General features: G+C 36.1%; 29 protein-coding genes. 1 reads left to right on the forward strand and 28 read right to left on the reverse strand.

Going from position 1 to position 23929, the window contains the following annotated elements; all coding sequences use genetic code 11:
• Positions 1 to 120: 120 nt before the first annotated feature.
• The 21 genes from EKH84_RS15430 to EKH84_RS15520 all read right to left on the reverse strand — a co-directional run bounded on the left by EKH84_RS15430 (position 121) and on the right by EKH84_RS15520 (position 16643).
• On the reverse strand, positions 121 to 753 hold the full coding sequence (locus EKH84_RS15430) for a DUF5067 domain-containing protein (RefSeq protein ID WP_127066980.1): 633 nt from the start codon (positions 751 to 753) through the stop codon (positions 121 to 123).
• A 124-nt stretch (positions 754 to 877) separates the two neighbouring features.
• Positions 878 to 1039: a hypothetical protein gene (locus EKH84_RS22135; RefSeq protein ID WP_190283345.1), complete on the reverse strand. Its 162-nt coding sequence runs from the start codon at positions 1037 to 1039 to the stop codon at positions 878 to 880.
• A gap of 105 nt (positions 1040 to 1144) precedes the next feature.
• Positions 1145 to 1834 carry an HIRAN domain-containing protein gene (locus tag EKH84_RS15435; RefSeq protein ID WP_127064912.1) on the reverse strand — a complete coding sequence of 230 codons (690 nt, stop codon included), beginning with the start codon at positions 1832 to 1834 and terminating at the stop codon, positions 1145 to 1147.
• A 1-nt stretch (position 1835) separates the two neighbouring features.
• On the reverse strand, positions 1836 to 2723 hold the full coding sequence (locus EKH84_RS15440) for a HipA domain-containing protein (RefSeq protein WP_190283346.1): 888 nt from the start codon (positions 2721 to 2723) through the stop codon (positions 1836 to 1838).
• Positions 2724 to 3042: 319 nt separating this feature from the next.
• Positions 3043 to 3771, reverse strand: coding sequence for a peptidoglycan recognition protein family protein (locus tag EKH84_RS15445; protein ID WP_127066981.1), 729 nt, complete (start codon positions 3769 to 3771; stop codon positions 3043 to 3045).
• A complete protein-coding gene (locus EKH84_RS15450) occupies positions 3746 to 4165 on the reverse strand; it encodes a phage holin family protein (RefSeq protein WP_127066982.1) in 420 nt (139 codons plus the stop codon). Before EKH84_RS15450 ends, EKH84_RS15445 begins: the two co-directional genes overlap by 26 nt.
• A 79-nt stretch (positions 4166 to 4244) precedes the next feature.
• Positions 4245 to 4868 carry a hypothetical protein gene (locus EKH84_RS15455; protein WP_127066983.1) on the reverse strand — a complete coding sequence of 208 codons (624 nt, stop codon included), beginning with the start codon at positions 4866 to 4868 and terminating at the stop codon, positions 4245 to 4247.
• Positions 4865 to 6274 (reverse strand): hypothetical protein, encoded by a 1410-nt coding sequence (locus tag EKH84_RS15460; protein ID WP_127066984.1) that lies wholly within the window; start codon positions 6272 to 6274, stop codon positions 4865 to 4867. The genes EKH84_RS15455 and EKH84_RS15460 overlap by 4 nt, the downstream gene beginning before the upstream one ends.
• Entirely contained in the window at positions 6271 to 7485 is a 1215-nt protein-coding gene (locus tag EKH84_RS15465; protein ID WP_127066985.1) for a hypothetical protein, read from the reverse strand. Before EKH84_RS15465 ends, EKH84_RS15460 begins: the two co-directional genes overlap by 4 nt.
• Positions 7486 to 7494: 9 nt before the next feature.
• The gene (locus EKH84_RS15470) at positions 7495 to 7839 is read right to left on the reverse strand and encodes a hypothetical protein (protein WP_013655865.1); all 345 of its coding nucleotides are present in this window, start codon (positions 7837 to 7839) and stop codon (positions 7495 to 7497) included.
• Positions 7829 to 11425, reverse strand: coding sequence for a phage tail tape measure protein (locus tag EKH84_RS15475; RefSeq protein ID WP_127066986.1), 3597 nt, complete (start codon positions 11423 to 11425; stop codon positions 7829 to 7831). Before EKH84_RS15475 ends, EKH84_RS15470 begins: the two co-directional genes overlap by 11 nt.
• 29 nt (positions 11426 to 11454) lie before the next feature.
• Positions 11455 to 11598: a hypothetical protein gene (locus EKH84_RS22140; RefSeq protein WP_190283347.1), complete on the reverse strand. Its 144-nt coding sequence runs from the start codon at positions 11596 to 11598 to the stop codon at positions 11455 to 11457.
• A 9-nt stretch (positions 11599 to 11607) separates the two neighbouring features.
• The gene (locus EKH84_RS15480) at positions 11608 to 12180 is read right to left on the reverse strand and encodes a bacteriophage Gp15 family protein (protein ID WP_127066987.1); all 573 of its coding nucleotides are present in this window, start codon (positions 12178 to 12180) and stop codon (positions 11608 to 11610) included.
• Entirely contained in the window at positions 12180 to 12530 is a 351-nt protein-coding gene (locus tag EKH84_RS15485) for a DUF6673 family protein (RefSeq protein WP_127066988.1), read from the reverse strand. The genes EKH84_RS15480 and EKH84_RS15485 overlap by 1 nt, the downstream gene beginning before the upstream one ends.
• 24 nt (positions 12531 to 12554) lie before the next feature.
• A complete protein-coding gene (locus EKH84_RS15490; RefSeq protein ID WP_013655860.1) occupies positions 12555 to 13058 on the reverse strand; it encodes a hypothetical protein in 504 nt (167 codons plus the stop codon).
• Between the two features lie 13 nt (positions 13059 to 13071).
• Positions 13072 to 13485 carry a hypothetical protein gene (locus EKH84_RS15495; RefSeq protein WP_013655859.1) on the reverse strand — a complete coding sequence of 138 codons (414 nt, stop codon included), beginning with the start codon at positions 13483 to 13485 and terminating at the stop codon, positions 13072 to 13074.
• On the reverse strand, positions 13482 to 13907 hold the full coding sequence (locus tag EKH84_RS15500; protein ID WP_127066989.1) for a minor capsid protein: 426 nt from the start codon (positions 13905 to 13907) through the stop codon (positions 13482 to 13484). The genes EKH84_RS15495 and EKH84_RS15500 overlap by 4 nt, the downstream gene beginning before the upstream one ends.
• Positions 13907 to 14299 (reverse strand): DUF6751 family protein, encoded by a 393-nt coding sequence (locus tag EKH84_RS15505; protein ID WP_127066990.1) that lies wholly within the window; start codon positions 14297 to 14299, stop codon positions 13907 to 13909. The genes EKH84_RS15500 and EKH84_RS15505 overlap by 1 nt, the downstream gene beginning before the upstream one ends.
• Position 14300: 1 nt before the next feature.
• Positions 14301 to 14678: a hypothetical protein gene (locus EKH84_RS15510; protein WP_013655856.1), complete on the reverse strand. Its 378-nt coding sequence runs from the start codon at positions 14676 to 14678 to the stop codon at positions 14301 to 14303.
• A gap of 16 nt (positions 14679 to 14694) precedes the next feature.
• Positions 14695 to 16035, reverse strand: coding sequence for a phage coat protein (locus tag EKH84_RS15515; protein WP_127066991.1), 1341 nt, complete (start codon positions 16033 to 16035; stop codon positions 14695 to 14697).
• A 20-nt stretch (positions 16036 to 16055) separates the two neighbouring features.
• The gene (locus EKH84_RS15520) at positions 16056 to 16643 is read right to left on the reverse strand and encodes a phage scaffolding protein (RefSeq protein WP_013655854.1); all 588 of its coding nucleotides are present in this window, start codon (positions 16641 to 16643) and stop codon (positions 16056 to 16058) included.
• A 269-nt stretch (positions 16644 to 16912) separates the two neighbouring features.
• On the opposite strand from EKH84_RS15520, the gene EKH84_RS15525 reads away from it, so the two are divergent.
• Entirely contained in the window at positions 16913 to 17140 is a 228-nt protein-coding gene (locus EKH84_RS15525; RefSeq protein ID WP_013655853.1) for a DUF2188 domain-containing protein, read from the forward strand.
• Here EKH84_RS15525 and EKH84_RS22145 read toward each other — a convergent pair.
• From EKH84_RS22145 to EKH84_RS15555, 7 genes are all read right to left on the reverse strand, one after another.
• Entirely contained in the window at positions 17137 to 17283 is a 147-nt protein-coding gene (locus tag EKH84_RS22145) for a hypothetical protein (protein ID WP_013655852.1), read from the reverse strand. The genes EKH84_RS15525 and EKH84_RS22145 overlap by 4 nt on opposite strands.
• A 64-nt stretch (positions 17284 to 17347) precedes the next feature.
• Positions 17348 to 17647 carry a hypothetical protein gene (locus EKH84_RS15530; protein ID WP_127066992.1) on the reverse strand — a complete coding sequence of 100 codons (300 nt, stop codon included), beginning with the start codon at positions 17645 to 17647 and terminating at the stop codon, positions 17348 to 17350.
• Complete coding sequence (locus EKH84_RS15535) at positions 17647 to 19239, reverse strand: phage minor capsid protein (protein WP_127066993.1); 1593 nt, start codon at positions 19237 to 19239, stop codon at positions 17647 to 17649. Before EKH84_RS15535 ends, EKH84_RS15530 begins: the two co-directional genes overlap by 1 nt.
• Positions 19240 to 19251: 12 nt before the next feature.
• Positions 19252 to 20661 (reverse strand): phage portal protein, encoded by a 1410-nt coding sequence (locus tag EKH84_RS15540; RefSeq protein ID WP_127066994.1) that lies wholly within the window; start codon positions 20659 to 20661, stop codon positions 19252 to 19254.
• Between the two features lie 131 nt (positions 20662 to 20792).
• Positions 20793 to 22052, reverse strand: coding sequence for a terminase large subunit domain-containing protein (locus EKH84_RS15545; RefSeq protein WP_127066995.1), 1260 nt, complete (start codon positions 22050 to 22052; stop codon positions 20793 to 20795).
• 1 nt (position 22053) lies between these two features.
• Complete coding sequence (gene terS, locus EKH84_RS15550) at positions 22054 to 22815, reverse strand: phage terminase small subunit (protein WP_127066996.1); 762 nt, start codon at positions 22813 to 22815, stop codon at positions 22054 to 22056.
• Positions 22816 to 23457: 642 nt separating this feature from the next.
• Positions 23458 to 23928 carry a hypothetical protein gene (locus tag EKH84_RS15555; protein WP_127066997.1) on the reverse strand — a complete coding sequence of 157 codons (471 nt, stop codon included), beginning with the start codon at positions 23926 to 23928 and terminating at the stop codon, positions 23458 to 23460.
• Between the last annotated feature and the right edge of the window lies 1 nt (position 23929).

Consider the following 23929-nt stretch of genomic DNA (forward strand, 5'->3'; position numbering starts at 1 on the left):
TAGTATTTTATTGTAATTATGTAAGCTAATAGCCTTAACCCTTTGATGAATAAAGGATTTAAGACTTACACTTTTTCTTACATCTCTCTTACATTATCTGATTTGTAAGCGTGTTTCTTCTTATTCAAGAGTATACGTCTTTAAAAATCTATCTTCTTCATCTGAGTACATATATCCTATTTCAAACTCCATATTGCTACGATCAGTTAACTTATAAGCTAAAGTGATTTCCACAGTTGAACCAGGTCTCACGTCTTTTGTTGTATTGCTATCACTAGGCATTAAATCATGATTATAGAACTCTTCTAATTCAACTCCATTTTGAAATGCTGAGTCTCTTAAAGTAAAAGCATATGAATCAGTTTCAGAGCTGTTATTGGTATAGTCTAGTGTTAATATGACTACATCATAGGTTTTACCTAAGCTATCCATTTTTGTGTGCTCTGCTTTCCTAAACGTTATCGAATACCCTTCTTCAAAGTCTACTGTATTTCCTGTTACTGTATAAGGATTTTGACTTGGTTCCGGCTTAATTGTAGGAACAGGTGTTGGTCTAGGAGTAGATGCTGGCTCTGGTGATGGTGTTTGCGTGGGCGTTAGCTCAGGTGATTGTTTGGTAATATTATTACTAGCTATTTCTTGATTCTTCATAGTACCTACATCATGTGATCTATAACTATTTCCTATAACATAAGATACAACTCCTACGCAGAAACACAAACACAATACAGTTATGAATATATATTTTTTCATTGTGGCTCCCCCAAATTGTTATAATATTAAGTCTATTCTAACTTAGGAAGGTCTAGTATACAAGCCCAAATCCACCAATCAGCTCTATTCCACATATAATATTTCTATAAAATATATACTAATCTTATTTGCTATTTTTTTTAACTTCATCTCCTACGTATTTAATACCCAAATGCTTCTCAAAAGATTTTATAGCCTTTTCTTCTAGTGCTTTACGTTCTTCTGGAGTAGCTTCTTCTATAGGTTTTACCACATCTCCAACATGTAATAAGATAATGTATTCCATACTTATTGCTCCTTTCTTATTTTTTAGAGCATTGACATCTTAGTAGAAATTTAGACATAAAAAATAGGACCAAGATTACACCTGATCCTATCTAAAACTATTCTTTTATTTAAAAATATCTAAGATTACTTCTATGCATTCATTACAATTAGCTTTTTTATTTATTTCTATTACTTCACATTTATACTTATATCCACTATTAAGTCTTTTACATATAGCTTCACTAAAATGTCTAGGAATATATCCTAGCAGTTCATACATTTTATTAACTATTTTAAGTGCATTCGGGTCATACTCATTTTCTGGGTGTGGAACTATTTTTAATTCCTCATTAACTTCTAAATTAATGCTCTGATCACAAGCAGTTCCCTGACACCCAATATAGTATCGTGGTCCTGCAATATAGAACCTTCTACTTACATTACCTTCTTCCGGAATAGGGTCTACAAATTCCAAACTATCAATTGGCAATCTAGCGCCACTTCTTTTTAACAACTTATATTCGTCAAATTCCATCATATCATATTTCTTTAAGATTTCTTCAATTCCTCTTCTTTTTCTATCTGGTAATCTACTTGAAAAAGTCGGAAATAACTTGTCACTTTTGTAGGTGATTTTTGTATCGTTAAATGGTATTACTAGTTCAAATCCTTCCTTAATAGCTTCATCAACACTTGGCAAATATGAAAACTCATATTGTCCATTCTTAGATAGCTGGCCTACTACATGACGCTTTCTTGTCTCTGGAGCTTTCCACACTAGTAAAATATAGTCTTTTCCATCTTTAATTGACATGTTATTCCTCCTTCCACGAATCTACTTCATATTTTAATAAATTAATTTTATGCTTAAGAAACAATGAAATTAATAGCCTTTTTTTATCTGAAACTAATTCACTATTATTATATCGGTTTAATATTTCATCAATCTTACTATTAGTTAGTATTTCTATAGTTTTATCTACAAATTCATGTACTTCATCATGAAACTTACTATATATATAGCTAAATACCTCTAGATGAGTAGGCTCTTTTGATTTCTTACAATCTATCTTTATTCTAGATTTAGATTTACTATTTACTAGTGCTCTAAATCTAACCCTGTCTTTTCCTAAATAGTTGTTTACATCATCATCCTTTATATAACTACATAATGATGAACCATTATCATATACTGGGCAGAGTCTATTTATGCCATTTTTACTTAGTATAGCCCAGTTATTTTGATGTCTGTCTGTATTACCAATTATAAAATCAAAAATCATTATTTTAAAAAACTCATTTTTAAATTCATACAAACTAAGAGCTTCTAGTATCATTTCTAAAGAATAATACATTTCATTTTCACTGTCGTAAAGAATTTCCTGATCATAATATGGATAAAACTTATTTATTAATCTTACCCCTTCTATTAAATCCTCACCGTTTTCATTTATTAGATAACTGGCACACCCTATTCTTTTGTTATAACTTCCAATTTCCACCTTAGCACTACTTATACCTAAAACGCTAGCGATATCAGATGCTATGGCTTCTGATATGTGTTCTGTAGTAGTCTCTGCTTTATTGAATTTAAATAAGACTGTTTCTGTATTATCAGAATTGGTTAACCAGACCTTCTCACTTCTACCACTACCTTCTGAGAATCCTTTATATTCTATCCAACAACTAAAATCTTTAATCATATGTAAATTCTCCATAAAAAATAAGCTTAGCCACAGATTTATTTCTTTATAGCAAGCCCTTAATAATTTTCTTAGTTGTATAAATATCCAGTAATATTATTTGTATTTTTAGAACATTTTATTAATACTATATTATTTTTTTCTACAATTGTCAACTTTTTTGCATATATGATAGCTGTGTTACTATTTTATGCTAGCCACTATATTACTAGTACTAAAAATGCAACATTTTACTATTAGCAAATTCGCAATTGCTTGCTTGTGATCGTAAAACAAATCTACGTTTTAGGCATAAAAAAAGAAGGTAAGGCTTTTGGCCCTACCCTAGTTTACTATACTTAATTATTAAAGCTCGTACGTGATTAGCATTGTACTGCTTATACTCCCATAGAAGCCTATCAGAAATGATTTTATCCTTTACTAGTCTATCTATACCACCCATATTCTTTAATAGTCCTGGTACGTATTCTAGTTTAAATTTAGACATATCTGCCCATGCACTAAGTACTGATATAATGTTTCGCTTATATAATAGCTCTGCAGCTTTCTTAAGCTCTGTATCCTCTGTCCCTATAGCAACTTTTACATCTTGTTTTAACTGTAACCATGCCCCATTGTTCTCCACGTAATACTTGGGACATAGCTTTTTAGTAACATCATAATGTCTTATAATCGCTGTGGTAGGTTCTAGATTATAACGCTTACATAAATCTGCTAACAACCCGATTAAAGCCTTGTAAGTCACGTCTGAGAACTTACCGATCCAATCCGGATGACATACTTCTATACCTAAGCTATAAGAGTTAGCATTGTTGGCATGATAAGCTATCTCATCCTCGGGTATGCACTGTATGATTTCTCCATCAAGTCCCACAATGTAGTGTGATGAGGCAAAAAATTTCTTTTCCTTTAAGCTCTCAAAATAATTCCTATTGGCCATAGCACTGGAGCCAGCATTACCTACCCAATGAATCACTATATTTTTAATAGGGCCCATTTTCTTACCTGGTCGGCTATATTGGTTAATTGTTAGTAGTTTTATTTCCATCTTCTTTATCCCCCTTCCCTCTTAGCTGAATAAGTGCGTCTACTAGCTTCTGTGGAATAGGTGCCCCTAGCTTAGTTAAATTCTCCAATAAACTAATCCCCTCATTACCACATAGACAGAAAATAGTAGCTAATCTTAACACATCTGTACCCATAACCCTGTCTATTAATACTGCTACTGCTACTGTTGTAAGTATTGCGATCTTTTTAAATACCCCACGAATTCCTAATTGGCTACTTAGTTTACGGTTAAGGTACGCAACCATTACACCTGTAGCATAGTCTATAACGACTAACGTTACGAGAACTTGGAATGCAATATCCCATGCACCAAATAAATATATAAATCCTCCTCCAATAGCCGTTATAAATCCTTGTCCTAATATTTTTTCCATACAAATCCTCCTTTTTTTGAACATAAAAAATACACCCTCTCGGATGCTTTTCTGTATCTTGCAATACTATTTTAATTTTTTACAAACAAAAAGCCATATTACCTTTCATCCCCATTGCTACGCCCTCTACCTCGAAAAATAATGGAAATGCCAAACCCACATAAAAAGCAATAGACGGTGATACGGCAAAAAGATTATCGCATACTGTATCTACCGTGTGCGGAATCAAGTACGCGTTTCGCAAATCATCTTTTATTGTTATGTTTGACAAGTTGTAACTAACTCCTGCAACATTTAATCTATAAACACTACTACCATAAAAATTTATCAACCCCCATTTGTCTAAATGGTAATTTACAAATACTGCCGTACCGATGTTGCCAGAATAAATTACCATTTTATTAGAAGCATATTTTACAAGTCCAAAAGTACCCCCTGTGGTTGATAAAACCGTTAATGGCTCCCTACTGTCAAATAGCAGTGTGTCTGGGTTAAATGTGCCACAATATATATCTCCATTTGCACTCCTTAGAACTATAGCAATATTATTACCTAAGTCTATTCCAGTACAAGGGTTTGAATTATAAGTAAGAGATATAAACGGTTTACCTAATGTTTCTGCCAGTTTAGTAAGGTAGTCTTCTGGGCTTGTGTACTTTATTATATAATCCGTTCTAGTTATTATCGTATTTATATCAATCATTCTATTATCACTCCTATCTGTGCATTAAGAGCTACTATTAATCTGTACCTTCCTGTTTTGACATTACTAACTCTGTATGTTTTTTGCGCTGTAAGCCCTACTGTGTGGATATAGCCATCTATTTCTATCGCTTGATTAGTTTGTAATCCTGTAACTGGCGAACTATCTAATGCAATATCTTCATTGCACCACGGAGATTGTAAAGTATACCATCTTCCACTGTATTTAAAAGATAAACTATTTGGATATCCAGCTATATATATACAATGCTCATTTTTGTATGTGATTGGACTTAACAAGGTATACGTGTGATCTAGTGAGTCTTGGTCAATTTCACATTTGTACAAATCGTCAGAAGTTTTTTTGTATCCTACGGTACCTCTATGATAGGACTCTATGACTTGTAACTTGCTTTTATATACGAGGCCTTCATAGTATTGTAATAACCTGAAAAAATATTTAGAGCCACTCTCTGGTTTAAAAACTTGTTCCTTGTATACCACATCTTTATATACAAAACTGTTATATTCATACGTGTTGTAACTATACGCACTTACAAATATACTTGTCAAAAAATCAGCCGCCCATTCACTATCTCTGCCCTCATTTCTAACCATATAATCCGTTAAGCTTACTTCCGTTATAGAGTCATATACCATCTCTGTCTGAAAAAACTTAGCACATAATGTAGGAGCAAATCTTGTTATACCCTCTATTTTGTTAATTGTCTCGTTTTGTGGAATGCTTAAAATACCATTATTGATTTCTGTATCTGTGGGTACTGCCCCAGATTGTGTTACTGTGCCGCCTTTTTGAAGTATAACCGCTTTATGCGATAAATTACTGTTAGCGGCAGATTGAAAAACCTCATTAATTGCTCCTGTGACGGTTTTAGAGGTAGTTTTAAGAGTATTATCTATAACCTTACTAGCATTTACACCTATACGCCCATCAGCTTCTACGTATATACCTTTCTCTTGTTCCGGCTTAACAATACCTGTATTTTCATAAGTGGCCACATTAACGGTTGTTGCTTCTGTAACAGCAAATAACTGCATGGCTGTAACGTCATACTTCCCATAGAATCTAAACTCAAAGCGAGTTACTTTTTTAGGGAATGTAATATACTTCCAAGTAACTTCTCCTACGTGAACACTCGTAATTGGCATGTGTACTCTAGTGTTATTAAGATATAACCCATCTTCTCCATATGCAACTAATTCCATGTAGTTTTCGGCTTCTATGAGATCAGTAACTATAAATATAAATCCATATTTTGTATTTTGTTGTGTAGTGTCTAATGTTATATCTGCTTCTATATTTCCCCCATTAAGAGAATATCCCCCAGATATTTCTGTAACTTTTGAACTTGCGACCCATGTTAGACTAATATCTATCTCACTCATGGTTTAAGCACCCCCTCTATGGTACCCGATAACCCTCCATCAAATTTATAGTTAAGAGATGTTACAAGCATATCCCCTACATCATACACTGTAATAGTATCGCCGACTTGCAAGCTGGGATCTATGCGACTTTTAAAACTATACTTCTCACCATTATAGATATCAAGACTTAACGCATTAACTTGCTCAGAGGTTTGGATGTAAGGATTGCTAAGATAAGTTACATTATCGTCTACAGCTGCTATAGCAGTAGATATAATTTTTGTCCCTATAATAGAAAAGTCTATATATTTAGCTGAACCCTCTGTATACCCAGAGCTTAGATTTATACTTCCACCAAACAATCCATATTTAAGGTTACTAAATGACGTATTATAGTTTTTGAACATAACAAAACTAAGTAATCCAGGACTACCAAAACTAAATTCATGTGGTATATGCTCCCCAGTAACTCGTATAGAAGTAGCACTGTAAAGAGTGGTATCCTCTTCTTTAGTAAACACGCTACGTACTAAGTTATAATTCTGCTTAGTAGTTACTAAGTCTGTACTGTTACCACTTTTATCTAGTATCATTTCACCTGAATCCTCTTTATAAACGGCCACTGGTGTACTAAACTTATAAGGCATAAGCTCTAGATTCTCGCGATATCTCATAATACCACCTGTAGCAAAAGCAAAAGCCTTTAGTTGCTCTTTTACTGTTTTATAATACAGATATGTGCTGCCTAGCGTTCCGTCTACAATAGAACCTATAGTAATTGTTTCGCACATAAGCTTACTGATAGCAGATACTATATAGTCACTTAGCAACACGTTTTGAGCTGCTAGTATCTCAGTTATATTTTTAGTAGGTATGTTAGAACCTAACTCTAGTGATATGATATAACCACTTTTTTGCCATCTAGTTGGCTTGAAAGTGCCGATACACACAAATTCATTTATGCTATTGACCACACATCCTAGGTATACTTTTACTGTAACCTCTTGACCATATTGCTCACTTGTAAGTGCATCAGCCTTTAACTCTAAATTAATCTTGTCATCTTGCAAACAACCTAAAGCAATCTCGCCTCTTTGCATGACATTAATATTAATTATTTTTTCTTGGCCAATAGTAAGAGGGGTAGCATAATTAAACACTACCCTAGCTCTTGCTTTAACCACATTAGCTTTTATGGCTTGTTTAAAAGCTTCAGTTGTAGTTATCATGCTACCTCCTTATAATTCTGTAAGTGTTATACTGCTCTCATCCCAGTAAGCCTTAGAATCTAAAAACGACCTAATAGGTGTTATCCTGTCAGGTCGTTTCATGGTCTTAGTCTTAGTTATGCCATCGGTATCAACAAACTCTACTGTAACCGTTATACTTCCAAGTGCGGTCATTAAAGCATTCATTTTACTTTGGTCTAATGCACCAAGTCCTATTTTAAGTATTACTTTTTCGCCTAGTACGTAAATAAACGTATCCCCTAAGCTATTCTTAACTTCTTTAGTGATGTCTTTATGAGTGACTTCGTACGCCACTATATCAGTTAAGTCTAAACTACCAATTTTAATCAACATCAAAAGTCACCCCTCTTCTCCTAAGTTCCCTTAACATACCATCTACAGAACCTTCTCCTACTTTATCTGCATTCATATTAACAATAATAGGAGCCCCTACTTCTTCTGTCAAAGCACCATATATAGCACTTAAGGCGCCTATAACACCATTGTCTTTAGTATTTACATTTTGTGTAACATTACTGCTCGTAGAAAGATTAGCACCGATAGAAGCTGTTTCGCCTGCTACTGCTGCTTGCATTTGTGCCACCAACTCACCTACTGCACCACGAACCATATCGACGCCACTTCTAAGTCCTTCAGCTAATTTACTAGCCGTATCTTGACCTATCTTTTGCGCTTCATCCGGCATCAATCCAAGCTCATCATTTACTTTATCAGTAAACTCAGTTTTGAGTGTGTCAAACTCATCCTTGTAGAAGCCACTAGCTAACTCTCCGGCTAGTTTCTGCTTTTCTTCCCAAAGAGATAAATAACTTTGAAAGTCCTTATCTGATTGTGCTAATAGCAATTCAGTAAAGTCTAAAGCATCTTCCATGTTCATATTGGTGATCGTCTCTAAGAAATCTTGGCTTGCCCCTTTTTGTTTAAGTGCATCTAGTCCTTTACCAAATAAGGTAAGTTGATTTATATCATCTTTTAGATCACCAAGCTTCATGAATTCGACATCTTCACCCTTGTCATTTTGCTCTGTAAATTTATCGAATAAATCTCCAAAAGCCTTAAACTTCTCTTCAAGTGAAGTTTGTTTACTCATGATAGTTTGATATGCATTTTCATAAGCTGAGATCATTCCTGAATAGGTACTTTCATAATTCTTAACGTATTGCTCTTGTAATGCCTTTTCATCTTCTAAGCCTTGCTTAGTTAACTCTAACTTAGCTTGATTAGACTCAGCCAATGCATTCAATTCTTTCTCTGTTACACTCTTAGCTTTAGCTTCTATGTCCTTAAGTTTTTGGGCCTTAGTTTCTTCATCTAAGTCCTCCATCAACTCAATTTCCAATTTAGCTAATACCCTGTATGCGCCCTCTAAATCCTTAGACTCACTAGCTATCGACATAGCTTTATTCTGTTTATCTAGCTTAGCTTCTAAATCACTTATAGCCTTTTCTTTCTCTGTTACTTTAGCTTTTTCGATGGCAATATACTTGTTATAGGCTTTTTGTACTCTAGCAACTCCTATAGCTTCTTTTTCTGCTAGTTCCTTTTCAAGCTGCTTTAGTTCCTCTGCAGATAACTTTTCCTTTAGTGCTAAGTACTCCTCTGAGCGTTTAACTTCTAAGTCTTGTTCTAGCCTAGCGTATTCCTCGCTAGCGTCATTTAACTTTAAGGCCGCATCGTTAGCTGCTTGATCTATTGCTTCTTGATTCTCTTTTGCCTTTTCCTCAATCTTTTCTTGGTATTCCTTTGCGCCTTGGTCCATGATGTCCTGAATGTGTTTTAAGTAGCCTTGAGCATTCTTGTCGTATTCGGTTAAATCAAGAGGCTCATTACTAGAAGGTTTATCAAATGAAGCTCCCTTACCTCCATGATATCTACCACTAGAAGATTTATGCAATGTAGAGTCGATTGTATCTTTTCCAATCCCTAATGCATCTAATCCTTTATCGGCGAGCAAGCCTATAAGCCCAAACTGCTTCAAGTTTAGCCTTATACCCTTCGCCAATATTCCCGGCAAATCTTGTCCTGCCCCAAGTATCCCTTCGCCTATTTCATCTATAATATCTTTGCCTACTCCAGCCCAGTCTATTTCCATAATGCCTTCTTTGAACTTGTTCATAACTTCATCAGCACACTCTATTAATTTTACAGCTGCCTTAATTAAAGCATCAGCTAATGCAACTATAATTTCTGGCGCTTTTTCAACCAAAATAGGTATAGATTTAACAATACCATCAGCTAATGCAGATATAATTTCTACGGCACAATCAATTAATGCATCTATATTATCATCTTCTAATAGATAATCTATAAAATTTAATATGGTCTCTACTGCTGTAGGTATTAACTTAGGCAATGCTTCAGCAATTCCCTTACCAAGTTCCAGAATAATGGCTAGGCCTGTTTGTAACAGTGTAGGCATAATTTGTACAAAAGAGTCTACCAAAGACATTATAATATTTTTTGCTATACCAACTATCTCTGCAATATTCTCTTGTATCCCTTTACCTAAAGCTTTAATAATATCTACACCTAACTCCAAAAGCTTTGGTATAATTTCACCTATTCCTCTTACAAGAGACATCCCCATTTCTATAGCGGCACTTGATATAGTCTCCAAATTATCACTTAATCCCTGTATAAATGATTGAATCAAGTTAGATGCTGCTTCAATCATTTTAGGTGCTGCTGCAGCCACTTGTACAACTACCTCACTAAACACATCGCCTAGTGCTACAACTAGACCCTCTAATCCGCCTTTTTCAAAAGCCTCTGCAAGTTGATCTAACATATCATTTGCGGTCTTTACAATCTCCGTGAGTGGATTGTTTAGGTCCTTATAAAATGTAATACCAAGATCAGTTACCTTATTCTTTAAGATACCAATTTGACTTTCCATTGTGGCATATCTAGCACTGGCTTCCTTGGCCAAAGCTGAATTGTCAGACCATGCTGTGTTACCAATATCCATAGATTTAGCAAACACATCACTTGCGCTACTAGCTCTCAAGAGTGCATCCTTAAGCCTTATCTCTGTGATACCCATGTCATCAAGCACTTTAATAGCACTTATTCCCCTATCCTCAGCAGTTCCTAAGCCTTGGATAAAGCTCATTATTGCACCAGCAGCATCATCTTTAAATGCCTTTTTAAACTGCTCACTGCTCATGCCTGCTACTGCTGCAAATTGACCTAAAGAGCTGTTACCTGTCTCTACCGCTAATGCCATATCAGACATTACTTTACTAAATGCGCTACCACCAGCTTCCGCCTCTATACCTACAGAAGATAAACCTCCGGCTAGAGATAAGATTTGTGCCTCACTCATACCCACTTGTTTACCTGCTCCTGCAAGTCTTAAGCTCATAGCAGTAATTTCTGACTCTGTAGTAGCTAAATTATTACCTAGTGCTACAATTGTACTTCCTAGCTTATCAAAATCGTCCTGGCTCATTCCTGTAATATTAGCTAGTCTTGCTAGACTAGTAGCTGCTTCTTCACTAGATAAGTTTGTAGCATCACCTAATTGAACCATTGTCTTAGTAAAGCTATCTATCTTATCTATGCTTATACCTAACTGTCCGGCAGCTTCTGCTACTCCTGCTATTTCAGCTGCAGACTGGGGCATTTCCTTAGCCATGTTCCGAATAGCACCTTCTAAGCTCGCAAGCTGTTCCTCTGTTCCATTTACAGTCTTTTTAACACCAGCAAAAGCACTCTCAAACTCTATACCTGCCTTGATTGCAAAGCCTGCTGCAGTTGCTAATGCTGCTCCTACTGCAGCTATAGTTTTAGTTACTCCAGCAGCTAAATCTTTAAGTCCCCCTAGCCCTTTATCTGCTAACCCTTTTAATCCGTTAAGTCCATCTTTAAAACCTTTGTTGTTTAACTGGGTATCAATAATAATAGAACCGTCTGCCATGCCATCACCACCTTTATGTGGCTACTGGCTCATTGGCTCTTTGTAGCTATTTTTATTTCAATTTCCTTTTTACATTTTTTGCACTTTAAATACGTGCCTTTGCTTTTTGCATCGTTGTCCTCATACTGCAGCAATTTTTGACCACAATGAGGACATATATACCATTTTCTCATATGACCCCCCTAAAATAAAGAAGAGAAGACGTTTACAATCGCTTGTTCCTTCTCTTCTTCAGATCTGTTATCTGGTAATTTATAAAGTCTCTTCATTCTTTGATAGTATTCTTTTTGAGACTTAGGAATTTTGGCATCTATTTTCATAGCACGATAACCCATAATCTCAACTATCTTACAATCTTTTAGGCTCTTAAACAAAGCTTTAAACTTCCACCAGTGCAATTCCTCAACATCTTGTAAATCAATATTATACTGTTGTAGAAAAGCAGAATAGATATACTCATCGTCATGCTCGTAAGAGTAAATAGCTTTATGATCTGCTTTGCTACTACTTGATTTTTGCTCGAGTTGTTTACCACATCTATAAAACCAAAGTAGCCTATCTACTGCTTGGGCCTTATCATGTGGTTTGTGCTTGTAATAAAGATTAATGGCTAAATCAAGCTTTTCTTCCTTAGGAACATCTTTATCTTGCATCAATTCCTCAAAAAGAATAGACACTCTAAAATCCGTATTAATTGGATATTTAAGAGTGTCTATCTCTACTTCATGAGGTAATAAATCTACAAGCATATTCATTACTTTTTAGCCCTACGCTGAGCACGATTTAAGGTATATTTAGCTACACGATCATCCATAGCCTTCTGCTCTTTTTTGGTTTCCTCACCAATTTGATTTACGAAGCTCTCAAAAGCTTCATAATGGGTGCGGTAATTAACACTATCACCAAAGAGCTTTTCAGCTGTACCTGCTCCACATGCTTCATTAAAGAAAGTTTTTACAACATTACATTGTTCCTTAATTCTTCCTGAAGCATTTAACCCTTTAGCTGGATTAGTATTTTTTACTTTTAATAAAGCAGCCTCATAATTTTCTAACTGTACTGCATCCATTACATCGAAATTTAATTCTACATCATTTATTTTCATAGGGTTATACCTCTCTTTCTAATATTAAACACTTGGTGTAAATGTAAGACCATCAGCACTTAATGTACCTGTAACTGTGATAACTTCACCATTGGCTTTAAAGTCTCCTGAGTACGTGTAAGCATCTGTAGAACCACCTTCTGAACTTGGAATAATAGAAAAGTCTCTCTTATATCCTGTATAGGTTTCACTTCCAGCGTCACCCGTTTTAGTAGTTAGGTCAACCATGATTAAAGGTCTTGTAGCCTCATCGTTAATCTTCTCTCCATCAATAATACCCACAATATCCTCGTGTACATCATTATCTAGAATTTGATCAAAGGCAAACGCGATAGAAGGCTCATACCCAACTACATTTGTCCTAGCTGCTTTTTCATCCACATATCTACGGTTGTACTCTACTGGATTATGACTTTTACTTGCATCTGTAAAGCCTTGTGCCCTTTTGTAAGCGTAAGTTACGCTACCACTACTTCCACTTGGTACACCATAAAATAAAACCTTGTCTTCTCTTGCTACTAATTTCATTTAAACTCCTCCTTTATAATTCTAAATATATTAACCTTGCTTGAATCTGATAGATACCTGAATCAGCCGTATTACTCATTAAGTACCCGCATGTTAAAAGTTGTACTTTAAAAGGTATTTTCCCTTCTTCCATAGTAGGTAGAAATTTATTTTTGTTATTTGTCTCTATCCACTCACCTAATTGTTCATAGAATCCGTTGTTATCTAGATTTGATAAAGTGTCATTTCCCCAAGCTTCTCTACTTTGAAATATAAAAGTAAATTGCTTTTTTGCGCCTCCATCTGCGTATTTTTGCAAGATAGGATTAGTGGGGATTGAGTCAATGTTATAGTTAAATCCATTACCAAGATAATCAACGTTTAAGGCTCCCTCTTTAAGCAGTGGACAAGAGCAAAAATAATTTCTTATGCTTTCTAATATTGTCATGATCTACCTCCTGCTATCTGTGCAGCTCCATTTACCCATTGAGTTAAGTGGTCAGCCTTAGACCTCTCAAACCAAAAGCTGCCCCGTCTAGAATCTCCGTTGTGAAAAGTAATGTCTTTTTCAGTTACTACCTTCCTTTCACCTGCCCTCGCCCATGGGGAATGAGATTGCTCACCAACCATAACCTTACCGTAGTATAGATACTTAGCGTACACGCTGTTATATACCACTTTACCACTACCTATTACGGTGCCAGTTATACCACTCTGCTTAAGTTTACCAAAGTCAAAAGGTACATAAGGCTCGGTTGTTCTTAATACCTCACTATCTAGAAATTTTTGTACTCTTCCCCCGACATCTAGCCCCCTTTGAAGTACTGAGGCATTAATATCATAGACTTGCATACGAACATTTATATCCATTAAGCCCCACCCACTTCCCAGTGACGCATATTAGCGCTACCAAAGTCCTTTTTATCAACTTTGGTAATGTCATGTACATCATCATGAGCTTTTTCTAGATCAGTAATCTTAGTAAAGTCCTGGTCTATTAAACCTTTACATATCTTATCTCCTGGCTTAAGTGTCCAGGTACCTTCTGCTCCTGTATAGCTTTTTGGGTCTACATAGCCACTAATATTAAGTGGTATAAAAACAACCACGCTATCGGCTGTCTCCATACCGCTTTTTTTCACGTTAGCACCTTTGCAGTTATCCCAGAATACACCTTTAATTTGAGTACGTTTCCACTTATCTAGCCTAGTTGTAGCATCATAATACTTATTGTAGAGGGTGATATTTGCATTCGTATACAAACTACCACCCCCTATACATTAAGCCTGTATGAGCTAAATACTGCTTTGCTAGTGTATGCTTTTTCTCGTTAATATTAAGAACATGACCACTCTTATCCGTAGCTGCTGCATATTGTACGCTGTACTCTCCGACTTTCTCAGATACCTTTTGCATATCACCCTCTTGGCTTGACTGTTCGTAACTGTAAGTAAGTTCAGCTAAGGCGCAACACGCTTTCTTAACCTTATCAGAGATAAGCGTTTCGTCATTTACAAGTCTGTCAAAGGTAACACTGTCAATATACTCACTGGAACGTGAGGCTAACCTTGGAAAGTCAGCCTCGGGAACCATAGAACCTGCATATTCAGTTTTATAAAAACTATAATCTGCGTATGCCATATAGCACCGCCTTTCATTATCCCCTAGAGATTACTCTAGCAATTGGGATAGCTTTGTGTGGGAATACTACAGTACCATCTGTTGATGCAGCTAATGACCAATTAGCGCCATTTTCAAGCTGTGCATCTGTTGGCGATACGATTGCACTATTGGTAAATGAAATACCTTTAGGTGCAAACATTTTTCTTTGTCTGCTGTAGAGTGTATCTTCTCCACCATTTGTAGATGGGTCTCTGTATACTTCACTTGGCACTTTTACGCCACAGTCAGCGTATTTTATAGCGCCTTTGCCTAACGCATAAGACACATAAGCATCTACAGTAACTGTTGCAGTTGTTTCGGATGCTGTAGCTACTAAAGTAGCACCACTTGCAATTGTAAGTTCTGGTGTAGCTGTTGCCACATCAGTTAAGGCATTTGTAGCTGAAATTGTCACATTCGTTGTTGTTGATGTTGCTGTGATATCTGCATCAGCGTTAAGGATTGCTGCAATTGCAGTAGCTTGTTTAGTTGCTGTATCGTCAGCGGCTGCTACAGTGTACTCGAAGTTTTTACCCATAAACTCAATACCAAGTTTTTCTCCTGTTGCTCCTGCTGTTCCTACTGCAATTTTATACGCTCCTTTTGTAGTAGCATATTTCATCATAGGCATTCCATCATCTTCTAATACAAGACGACCGTTTAAGGTTCCTATAGTAAGTGAACGCTCGATACCGTCTTTATCTGTGTATTTGAGATAATCAAGAACTTTCATATTCTCTAAGTTCTTAACTACTACAGAATGCATAATAGCCATAGCAAACTCTTTTCTCTTATCTCCCATAGCTTTTTGAGTTGCGCTGTTAAGAGTTGTAGCATCACACGTATTGTTTGTAGCTTCAGCTGTAATGTCATATGTGTGATTAGTAACAAACTTAACATTCTCTGTACCAGTCATGTTAAAGATACCTTTAAGAATACTGATAAGTGTATCTTGATCTACATCATCCCAATACTCTCCTACCTGTTCTGCAATGTTTTGCATGAAGTCCTCACCACTTGTGATATCGTATGTGAAGTCCTCTTCTGTCCATGCATCTGCACGACCTACAACAACTTTACCCTGTGCAAGCGTTTTACTTCTTTGAGAAGTAATGTCTGTGCCACCGTCATAGTTTTGTGTTCCTTTTTCAATAGATCCTTTGATGTGTTCAGTAGAATAGTTTGTACCAGTTTGTGCTGACATAGCTGCTTTAGCTTTATCATCATTCACTAATGCACCACTTTTTAGCAGCTCATTTCTTCTAAGGTGAGGTGTTCTTTCCTTGTATGCTTCAAAAACTGTACTATTAAAAATCTTTCCGTCTAATACTCCCATTTTCTATTCCTCCTTTTATTTTATAAATATGGGGTGATATCCATGTCTGGGTTAGCGTTTTTAAGTGCCATTAGCTCAGTCATGGTAATTTTTTTACCTGCTGGTGGAGTTTTTACTCCTGGTAATGTAATTGTAGGAGGTTTTTTAATATCCTCCTCGGCAAATGCTGTAGGATTAGCAGTCTTGAGTTCTGCCATGAAATCGTCTGCACCTAAGAACTTGCCATTGTCTAGCTTAAAGTCTTTTGCCTTTAATTGAGCGAGTACGGCTTCTTTTACAAGCTCACTAGTAAAGTTGTAAGTGCCAATATACTCTTTCATTGCAAAATCTCTTTGTTGCTCGTCTAACTTAGTCTGTAAAGCTTGTAAGTCAGTATTGTACTTGGTTTCCCAATTAGTAGCCGCTTGCTTAATGCCCTCAATATCCATATCCTTATAGCCTTGTATTTCTTTTTGTGCATCTTCTGCTTGCTGTTTATACGTATCTCTTTCAGTTTCTGCTGTTGTTAATTTAGCTCTAACGGCATTGACGTCTTTACCGTTCTCAGCCATGATGAAATTAATCTGTTCCTCTGTTAATCCCTGTGCCTTTAAATCTTCTGTTTTCATTTCTTTTCACTCCTTTGATTGTTTTAGGTCTGTAATCACCGACCATTAGTGATGACCGTTTTAGGTCTAATCATCTGACCATTTTTTGTATTTTATTACATAATAAAAGGCGCTAGATAGAAGTTACTCAGCGAGGCCCTTTCAATTCCTGCTTTTCCCTTAAGATTTATCTAACGCCTTAATACGACATAATATTTAATTTTCTTATACTATAATACATTTATCAGCTTGGCAGAGCTGAAATACTGAAGAGAAAGCGAGGTGATATTATGCCAAATCAACATATAACACCACATCAAGATGGTTGGCAGGTAAAATCTGAGGGAAGTACAAAAGCTACAAAAGTTTTCCCTACCCAACAACAAGCTATTGATTATGGTCGTGATCTTGCTAAAGGCCAAAAAACTGAATTAATAATTCATGGCCGTGATGGCAAAATTAGAGATAAGGATAGTTATGGAAATGATCCTTGCCCACCTATAGATACTAAATACTAATCATTAAATATTACTTTAACTACAATGTTTTCATTGGCAGTAGTAATTAATTCTTTTGTTATTACTGCCACCTCTTTTTGCTGTTCTTCATCATAAATAACAACTTTTTTCACATCATGTGATAATAACTTATTATCCTTCATACATCTAACCTCTTTTCTTCGCATAAAAATAGCACCTATCCATCTAATTTGAATAAGTGCTATTTTAGTCTATAGTAATTATTACATTTTCTCCTAATGTCTTCTCTAAATCCTTTAGCTTATCATGAGCGCTATTATCTTTATACCATATATCACAATAATGATATTTAGGATGTTCGTCGTCCTCATTACTTAGTTGTCCATTGTATTCAATAATGAACTTATGATCCTCTTTCTTTAACCAATCATCTGCTACCTCTACAAATAATACCTCATCGCTACTTATGCCATAAACAGATGTAATTGCAGAGGTTAGCTGCTCATTACTTATTTTATTTTTACTAAATATCTCTCTGCTATCCACTACAATACGCCTCCTTGTTTTAATATATTTGTCAGCCTTTTGATATCATTGTCTGTTGCTCCCATGCCACGTAAGAACTCATTAAGCCTAGGATTATCTTTCTCTAGTTTTATTTTTTGTAACCACTTGTACTCATTTCTACTTAACGTGATAAATCCATCACCTTTAACTGGATATAGACGATTTCCATGGTACTTATAAGTCCTTCCATTTACTGTATACTCTTCATTTACTCTAGTATATAGTCCTTTCTTAATATCTTCAATATCTTTATCGACATTAATATGTGGCATTATGATGGTATTATCTGTTTTAGCACTAGAATGTTTGTTGATGGACTGTAAATAATGCCTTTCTCTCATTGGAGGTTGTAAGTCCTTGAGTTTTTCTAGTTCCTTAGTTTTTCCCAAAATCTCTTTCTTAGCTGCAATAGTGGCTTTTTGCGCTTGGCTCTTTCCAAAACCACTTACTTTAATCCTATCATTTCTTAAAGGCATATTACTTTCTTTTATGAAATCCTTGAGCTGCTGTTCTTGTTGCTTGAGTTTAACAGATTTAGCAGTGAAATCTTTTTGCAATAGTGATTTCAAGTCATTATCCTTAGCAACACTAATAGCACTTTCCAAAGCTATTACCTGCCTTTTAGTACTTCTTATTCGGCGCTCATATGCTCTTTGCTTTTGAGTATTGTTGTAATACTCCTCTGATTCTTTAGCATCGTGAGGATTCCCTAGCGGCACTGATAACCCCTCAAAAAATGGATAGAAGTTATGTCTGCAGTTCCACCCACAAAGTCCATCACCTGAACCATAACCTGTAGCTTCTGCTAGGCCTTTATAATGTCTATGCTTGCCACTTATACTATAAATACCACCTTGCCAATCAGCATGAGAAGGTCTAGCTCCAAAGTGTGAAGTAACCTCTACTAAGTCACAGTCCATTTCACTAGCTAGATCAAGTTGAAGCCTAGCACATGTTTGATTGATTCCTGTTACTACTGCCCTACGAACAGCTACATCCACTTGATCTGTATGTCCACTTGGATATCTAATAGTTTGTAAGCCTTGTACACCTAACGTTCTAATAGCTCTCTGTATAGCTTGTTGATAGCTAAAAGCTCCACTATTAACTTCTAAATAAGCTCTATCTAATAAATCCTCAAAAAGCTTATTGGAAGTGTTTGCTGTGGTTCTACAGAAATTAGACATTAGTCCATTAGTATTTTTTATACCTGCTTGTAAGGTTTGATTTAATGCTATAGAGTTCATAAACTCTGTCGGGTCTTTACCAGCTAGAGCATATATCTTAGCATCACTTTCTAAGGCTTTTATTCCGGCATTCTTGAATAGCTGCTTAACCTCTTTAGTAGACTTGCCTAATGCTCTTGCTACTTGTTTAGCTATTTCATCCTGGCTTAACCGCATTTCCATAGCTTTTTTAATTTGCCATTCAGCGGTACCAGTCATTCTAAATTCTTTACCGTCAACACCAGCTATTCTCCTAGAGATATCTGCTATTATCGATGATTCTAAATCCGAATAGATATCAACTATTCCTACTGGTAATGATTCTAAGTAAGAAGGTGCAAGCATCTAAACCCCTCCTCATTTATTAAATCCTAAAATATCATCATCTTCTTGTGACTCGCCCTTTGCCTCTTGTATCTTAGTCTTGGCAGTAGTTTCATCCTCACCATACCACTTCATGCGATACTCTACCTTGCTCATGATACCGTCTCGCAATTCCTGTAAATCTCTGATACGCTCAGCTTCTGCATCCACAACGATGCTATCATCCCAAACGAAAGAGGTATCATAATCACCTTCGGCTGATAACTTATAAACTGTGGCATAAGCATCCATAATATATACTAGATGCTCTAATGCACTTTGTAGGCTCTTCTGAATATCACTTACAGTAGAGTAAGAACGTTGCTTACTTTGCTTAATTTCTGTAGCTGTCTTAGCTTCTTGCTCTGGGTCTGAAAGAGTACCATAAGCCAAACCACAGTTAAACTCGATAAGTCTAAGTAACTTATTAAGTCCCCTGTTGTGACTCTCGTCTCTAATCTCCGGTGAGTATTGTTCGTAGAATGTTTCTTTTGCTTCTGCATCCAGTGTTCTGAACAACCTTTCCTTACCTTCTGGCACTATAGGATTTCCCTTGTCATCACGCTTAAAGGCAGTTACGTCGATATCTACTGCCCTCTCTGCTGATTCAAATTCCCATAGTCCACGACTGTATTGCTTATCTGCCTCCTTGATTAAATCAATTGCCCTTCCAAACACTGATTGACCAAGCGGAGAATAAGTGTCCACATTGTTAGCAATAGGAATTTTAAAGTAAGCGAACATAGGTCTATCAATATTCTCTACGTTAGCTGCTGGTTCGAGGTCTTTCCACTCATCTACTGCGGTAAGAGCTATCTCATTACCGAGTGAGTCTTTCATACTGCTAATAAAAGCCTTATTTACTATACGTTCTTTTGTACCATCAAACTCGTGATACTCTAACCTGGTATAAGTCTTATCTACTACTTGCTTCTGCTCTACGAATGCCGCTGCTGTTATTGTGCCATCTGATCCATACCGTACTGGATAGAAGTAATCCGCTTGAACATACTCGACATTAATATTTGAACCATCAACATACGGCTTTAATACTAATCCACCTTTAGCACATGCGTACTCGGTGTATTGTCTAATACTCTTAATAACCTTTTGGTACTGTTCATTGAGGTATTTAGCACGTTGGCTATCACCTGTTACTTCGCTCTTAAGTTCCAATGTCACGAGCCTTGCTATCTCATTCGAGATTGATGCAGGTAATCCCATTGTAGATACTGTACTGCTTAGCCAAGGTGGCTTATTCTCATAAAGATTAGCCCATAACGTTATAGCTTGACTCATTAACGTATCTTGATCTATTTCAACACCTAAAGCTTTCTCGATACTGTTTACCGGAAACAACCTTCTCACCACCTTTCCTATGAATTCTTTTAGTTTCTCAAACAAGGCTTCTCACCTCCAATTTGTTTAGTTCTACTGTGCTTTTTAAAGCAAAACATAAAAATAAGCCTTAGCAATTAGCCAAAGCCTTGATATATCGTTATTAACTATTCGCTAAATGTAAATTAAACGAAATGTTATGAATTAATAAACTGTTTCATGTTTCTTTCAAATGTATATTCCATAGCATCTAAGCTATCAATATCAGTACTACCATCGTCTAACCTTTCATCTTTGGTTAGCTCTTTTTCATTCCATACTGCATCACTTAAAGCTTCCTTTGCAGTTTGGCAGTTATCACAATACCAAAATCTAGCTGAACCCATGAGCATAGTCGTACATCTAATACGGTCATTGACAGTATCTTTGATAGCTGGCCTTACTGTTATGCTTGGGTACTTATCACCTATAGCCTTTTTAATACCTCTTCCTAAGACTGTTTCTGCATTATCCCAGTACACGTAATCGATTGGTCCATACTCGGCTAATACTTTGGCTATAAACTCCAAAAGCAAATTGTTTAGATCATCGCTGAGTAGCTCTCCGAAATGTCGTTCTGACCTAAGCAATATTAAATCTCTATAGCCTCTTGTTTTAGCAGTGGCCACAAAAGCATGACCTGATTTATTACCACCAAAGTCTACACCTACACATATCTCCATAATTGAAGATTTTAGGATTTGCTTAACGCCTATATCATCACTAATATGATCTACTATCTTACAGTAAAATGCTTTAGGGTTATCCGCAAACTTTCGATAAATTGCACCTTCAGCTCTTTTCCATAAGCCTTTAATATATCTATCATAGTAAACAGTACCCTCGTATTCTTTACAGAGCTCCTCTACGAATTTAGGATCTAAAAATGGATTATCGAATATCGTGTACTGCTGACAATAGATATCCGCATTAGAGTCCAAAAACTCTTTAAGCCAATGAGTAGGGTTCTGTGGATTAAGTGCTCCATCAAAGCAGCTATAAGGCTTATCGAGACGAGATTTAAGCATTTCAAATACTGCCTTGCTCCAATCTGCTACCTCATCTCCATAGCAATATTTGATACTAGAACCTCTTAGCTTAGATACCTGGCTAATTTTCTCAGCTCCTAAGCAATAAACATCCTCACCAAACATACGGCATATGTTCTTTGAGTTGATCTCACCTACAAGTTTAGGTCCCCATATTTGCCTCATGGGCTCTATGATGTTACGCTCTATGGTTCCTTTAGATACTCCTAAGATAACTACAAGACCAGGTTTTCCTATTCTCGCCCTGATCCTTTTAGGAATAACAAAGTAATCCATGTAGGTTTTACCCGAACGAGTGGCGCCTGATTTAAAGTTCCATCGTTTATTAGCATTTTCGAAATACTCTTGTTGTTTTACACTAAAAGGCATATTAGATCACGCCCTTTATCTCAGCTAGTACCTTATCAAGCTTATCAAGTTCCTCTACATTATCTTCGCCCTTAACTTTTGCCGTATCTGCCTTAAGCTTTTCAATACGCGCTTTTTGTTCTTCAGTAGCTAGATCCGGATTAGAAGAGAGCAGCTCATTATACTGTTTGATCATGGACCTTAATTCACTTTGGGCCCTTGCTTGAGACTTCATGAAGTTAGCCTGCTTATCCCAGGCCTGCTGAACTTCCCAACGCTCTTCGGTAACTTCCATACCGTCTTTTTCTTGAACCTTTTCAATGGTTTTATCGTTTTTATCTTTAACATACATAATCTCTTGGGCCCGGCATATAGCCGCATAAGCAATCATGATCTGATCCCAAAGTATGTCGAGAGGAGAACGAGTCTCTACGGCTTTTATAATATCTAGGGTTTCTTTCGGGAGGTACTTAGCAAATAAGCCATTCTTCTCAGATGCTTTATGCCCGGGCTTAAACTGTTCTCCTACTTTATTTCCCGGCTTAAACTGTGTGGAAGTCTTATTGCCTGGCTGAGCACCCCTTTTCCTTTTCGGAGCGTTCCGTTTATCCGTTTGGAGCGTTCCGTTTAGTTTAGCTTCCCAGCTATCTTTATTCTTCCACCCTCTTATAGTCCCACTGCTGATATTTAGTTGACTAGCTATCTCAACCAAATCAATATTTCCACCATGCTTTTTATATATCTCAAAGGCCTTATCTCTTTCTGGGCTTCTTATTCTAGGCATTAGCATCCTCCTCACTACCGTCGTCATTTTGGGAATAGAAAAAAGCGCCCATTTCTGGACGCCTTTAATTTATTATTTTGCTTATGACCATTATACCATATCTAAAACTAAAAAAACGGTATCTTTTTTGCAATAAAAATGCATGTCAAAAAACGAAATCATTTGACTATCAATGCTTTATATCCTATTGACTTATCAAGAAATATTGTTTTCTACCTAAAATCCTTACAAAATTCTTTTACTTACATTTTAGATTTGTGCTTGTAAGTGGAAATGTAAGTCCTTAATTCATTGATAGTCAAACTCTTATATACTTTTCCTTACAAAATTACTTACAAAATGCCTATATAGGTGTATACGTGTTTCTCGCGCGCGTATATATTATTTTTATTTATATATTATATATCTATATAGATTTTATTGTAAGAATGTAAGAATACACCTTTACGCCTTTGAGTATCAAAGGCTTATAAACTTACATTTTTTCTTACATCTCTCTTACAAACTAAAAAACGTAAGACATCTATAGGCTTCATTTTATATACGCTAATACACCCAAAATAACACTTATACTAACTTTATATCACAACGCCCTAAAAGCATTATTTTAAATCGATTAGTATAAGTGTTATTTTAAAGAGTCTATCTAAGTTTTTCTAACTTAACTCCTTCAATACCAAAAAAGTATACTGCTAATTCATCAATGGCTCTTTGGTGCCACCTGCTCACTGTTGTTGGGTCACAATTTAGCTCCATTGATATCTTTTTGAAGGTACTCTTGCTAGAAATGTACCTCATATCTATAACTTTATATCTAAATATAGCGTTGGGATCATTGCTGCTCTCTGCCTTCTTTTTATAAGCACTCATAAACCTATCAATAAGCTGTAGCATAATGCGAGTTCTCACTTTAGTTCTCTTAGCAGATTTAATATAGTCCTCATACTTTTTATCTTGCCCGTTAACGCTAGCTTCCCACGCCTCTTGGGTCATTTCCACTTGTTCCATACTGGATTCACACTCTGCGCAATGCTCTTTTAGAGTTCTATATTCTTTCAAAAGAGCCACTGTGTTATGATAAACATAGTCATCGTTTTTTCTATTCTTTTTCATA

Source organism: Cellulosilyticum sp. WCF-2, from assembly GCF_003990395.1.
GTDB classification, from domain to species: domain Bacteria; phylum Bacillota; class Clostridia; order Lachnospirales; family Cellulosilyticaceae; genus Cellulosilyticum; species Cellulosilyticum lentocellum.

Bases quoted from the DNA above. Each gene is read 5' to 3' on its own strand.
- terS (WP_127066996.1), bottom strand. From the start codon at position 22,815: ATGCCTAGAATAAGAAGCCCAGAAAGAGATAAGGCCTTTGAGATATAT.
- EKH84_RS15445 (WP_127066981.1), bottom strand. From the start codon at position 3,771: ATGGAAATAAAACTACTAACAATTAACCAATATAGCCGACCAGGTAAG.
- EKH84_RS15520 (WP_013655854.1), bottom strand. From the start codon at position 16,643: ATGAAAACAGAAGATTTAAAGGCACAGGGATTAACAGAGGAACAGATT.
- EKH84_RS15450 (WP_127066982.1), bottom strand. From the start codon at position 4,165: ATGGAAAAAATATTAGGACAAGGATTTATAACGGCTATTGGAGGAGGA.
- EKH84_RS15525 (WP_013655853.1), top strand. From the start codon at position 16,913: ATGCCAAATCAACATATAACACCACATCAAGATGGTTGGCAGGTAAAA.
- EKH84_RS15430 (WP_127066980.1), bottom strand. From the start codon at position 753: ATGAAAAAATATATATTCATAACTGTATTGTGTTTGTGTTTCTGCGTA.
- EKH84_RS15455 (WP_127066983.1), bottom strand. From the start codon at position 4,868: ATGATTGATATAAATACGATAATAACTAGAACGGATTATATAATAAAG.
- EKH84_RS15470 (WP_013655865.1), bottom strand. From the start codon at position 7,839: ATGTTGATTAAAATTGGTAGTTTAGACTTAACTGATATAGTGGCGTAC.
- EKH84_RS15460 (WP_127066984.1), bottom strand. From the start codon at position 6,274: ATGAGTGAGATAGATATTAGTCTAACATGGGTCGCAAGTTCAAAAGTT.
- EKH84_RS15480 (WP_127066987.1), bottom strand. From the start codon at position 12,180: ATGAATATGCTTGTAGATTTATTACCTCATGAAGTAGAGATAGACACT.
- EKH84_RS22140 (WP_190283347.1), bottom strand. From the start codon at position 11,598: ATGAGAAAATGGTATATATGTCCTCATTGTGGTCAAAAATTGCTGCAG.
- EKH84_RS15545 (WP_127066995.1), bottom strand. From the start codon at position 22,052: ATGCCTTTTAGTGTAAAACAACAAGAGTATTTCGAAAATGCTAATAAA.
- EKH84_RS15465 (WP_127066985.1), bottom strand. From the start codon at position 7,485: ATGATAACTACAACTGAAGCTTTTAAACAAGCCATAAAAGCTAATGTG.
- EKH84_RS15535 (WP_127066993.1), bottom strand. From the start codon at position 19,239: ATGCTTGCACCTTCTTACTTAGAATCATTACCAGTAGGAATAGTTGAT.
- EKH84_RS22145 (WP_013655852.1), bottom strand. From the start codon at position 17,283: ATGAAGGATAATAAGTTATTATCACATGATGTGAAAAAAGTTGTTATT.
- EKH84_RS15435 (WP_127064912.1), bottom strand. From the start codon at position 1,834: ATGTCAATTAAAGATGGAAAAGACTATATTTTACTAGTGTGGAAAGCT.
- EKH84_RS15510 (WP_013655856.1), bottom strand. From the start codon at position 14,678: ATGGCATACGCAGATTATAGTTTTTATAAAACTGAATATGCAGGTTCT.
- EKH84_RS15485 (WP_127066988.1), bottom strand. From the start codon at position 12,530: ATGAAAATAAATGATGTAGAATTAAATTTCGATGTAATGGATGCAGTA.
- EKH84_RS15495 (WP_013655859.1), bottom strand. From the start codon at position 13,485: ATGACAATATTAGAAAGCATAAGAAATTATTTTTGCTCTTGTCCACTG.
- EKH84_RS15490 (WP_013655860.1), bottom strand. From the start codon at position 13,058: ATGAAATTAGTAGCAAGAGAAGACAAGGTTTTATTTTATGGTGTACCA.
- EKH84_RS15475 (WP_127066986.1), bottom strand. From the start codon at position 11,425: ATGGCAGACGGTTCTATTATTATTGATACCCAGTTAAACAACAAAGGT.
- EKH84_RS15515 (WP_127066991.1), bottom strand. From the start codon at position 16,035: ATGGGAGTATTAGACGGAAAGATTTTTAATAGTACAGTTTTTGAAGCA.
- EKH84_RS15500 (WP_127066989.1), bottom strand. From the start codon at position 13,907: ATGGATATAAATGTTCGTATGCAAGTCTATGATATTAATGCCTCAGTA.
- EKH84_RS22135 (WP_190283345.1), bottom strand. From the start codon at position 1,039: ATGGAATACATTATCTTATTACATGTTGGAGATGTGGTAAAACCTATA.
- EKH84_RS15440 (WP_190283346.1), bottom strand. From the start codon at position 2,723: ATGATTAAAGATTTTAGTTGTTGGATAGAATATAAAGGATTCTCAGAA.
- EKH84_RS15555 (WP_127066997.1), bottom strand. From the start codon at position 23,928: ATGAAAAAGAATAGAAAAAACGATGACTATGTTTATCATAACACAGTG.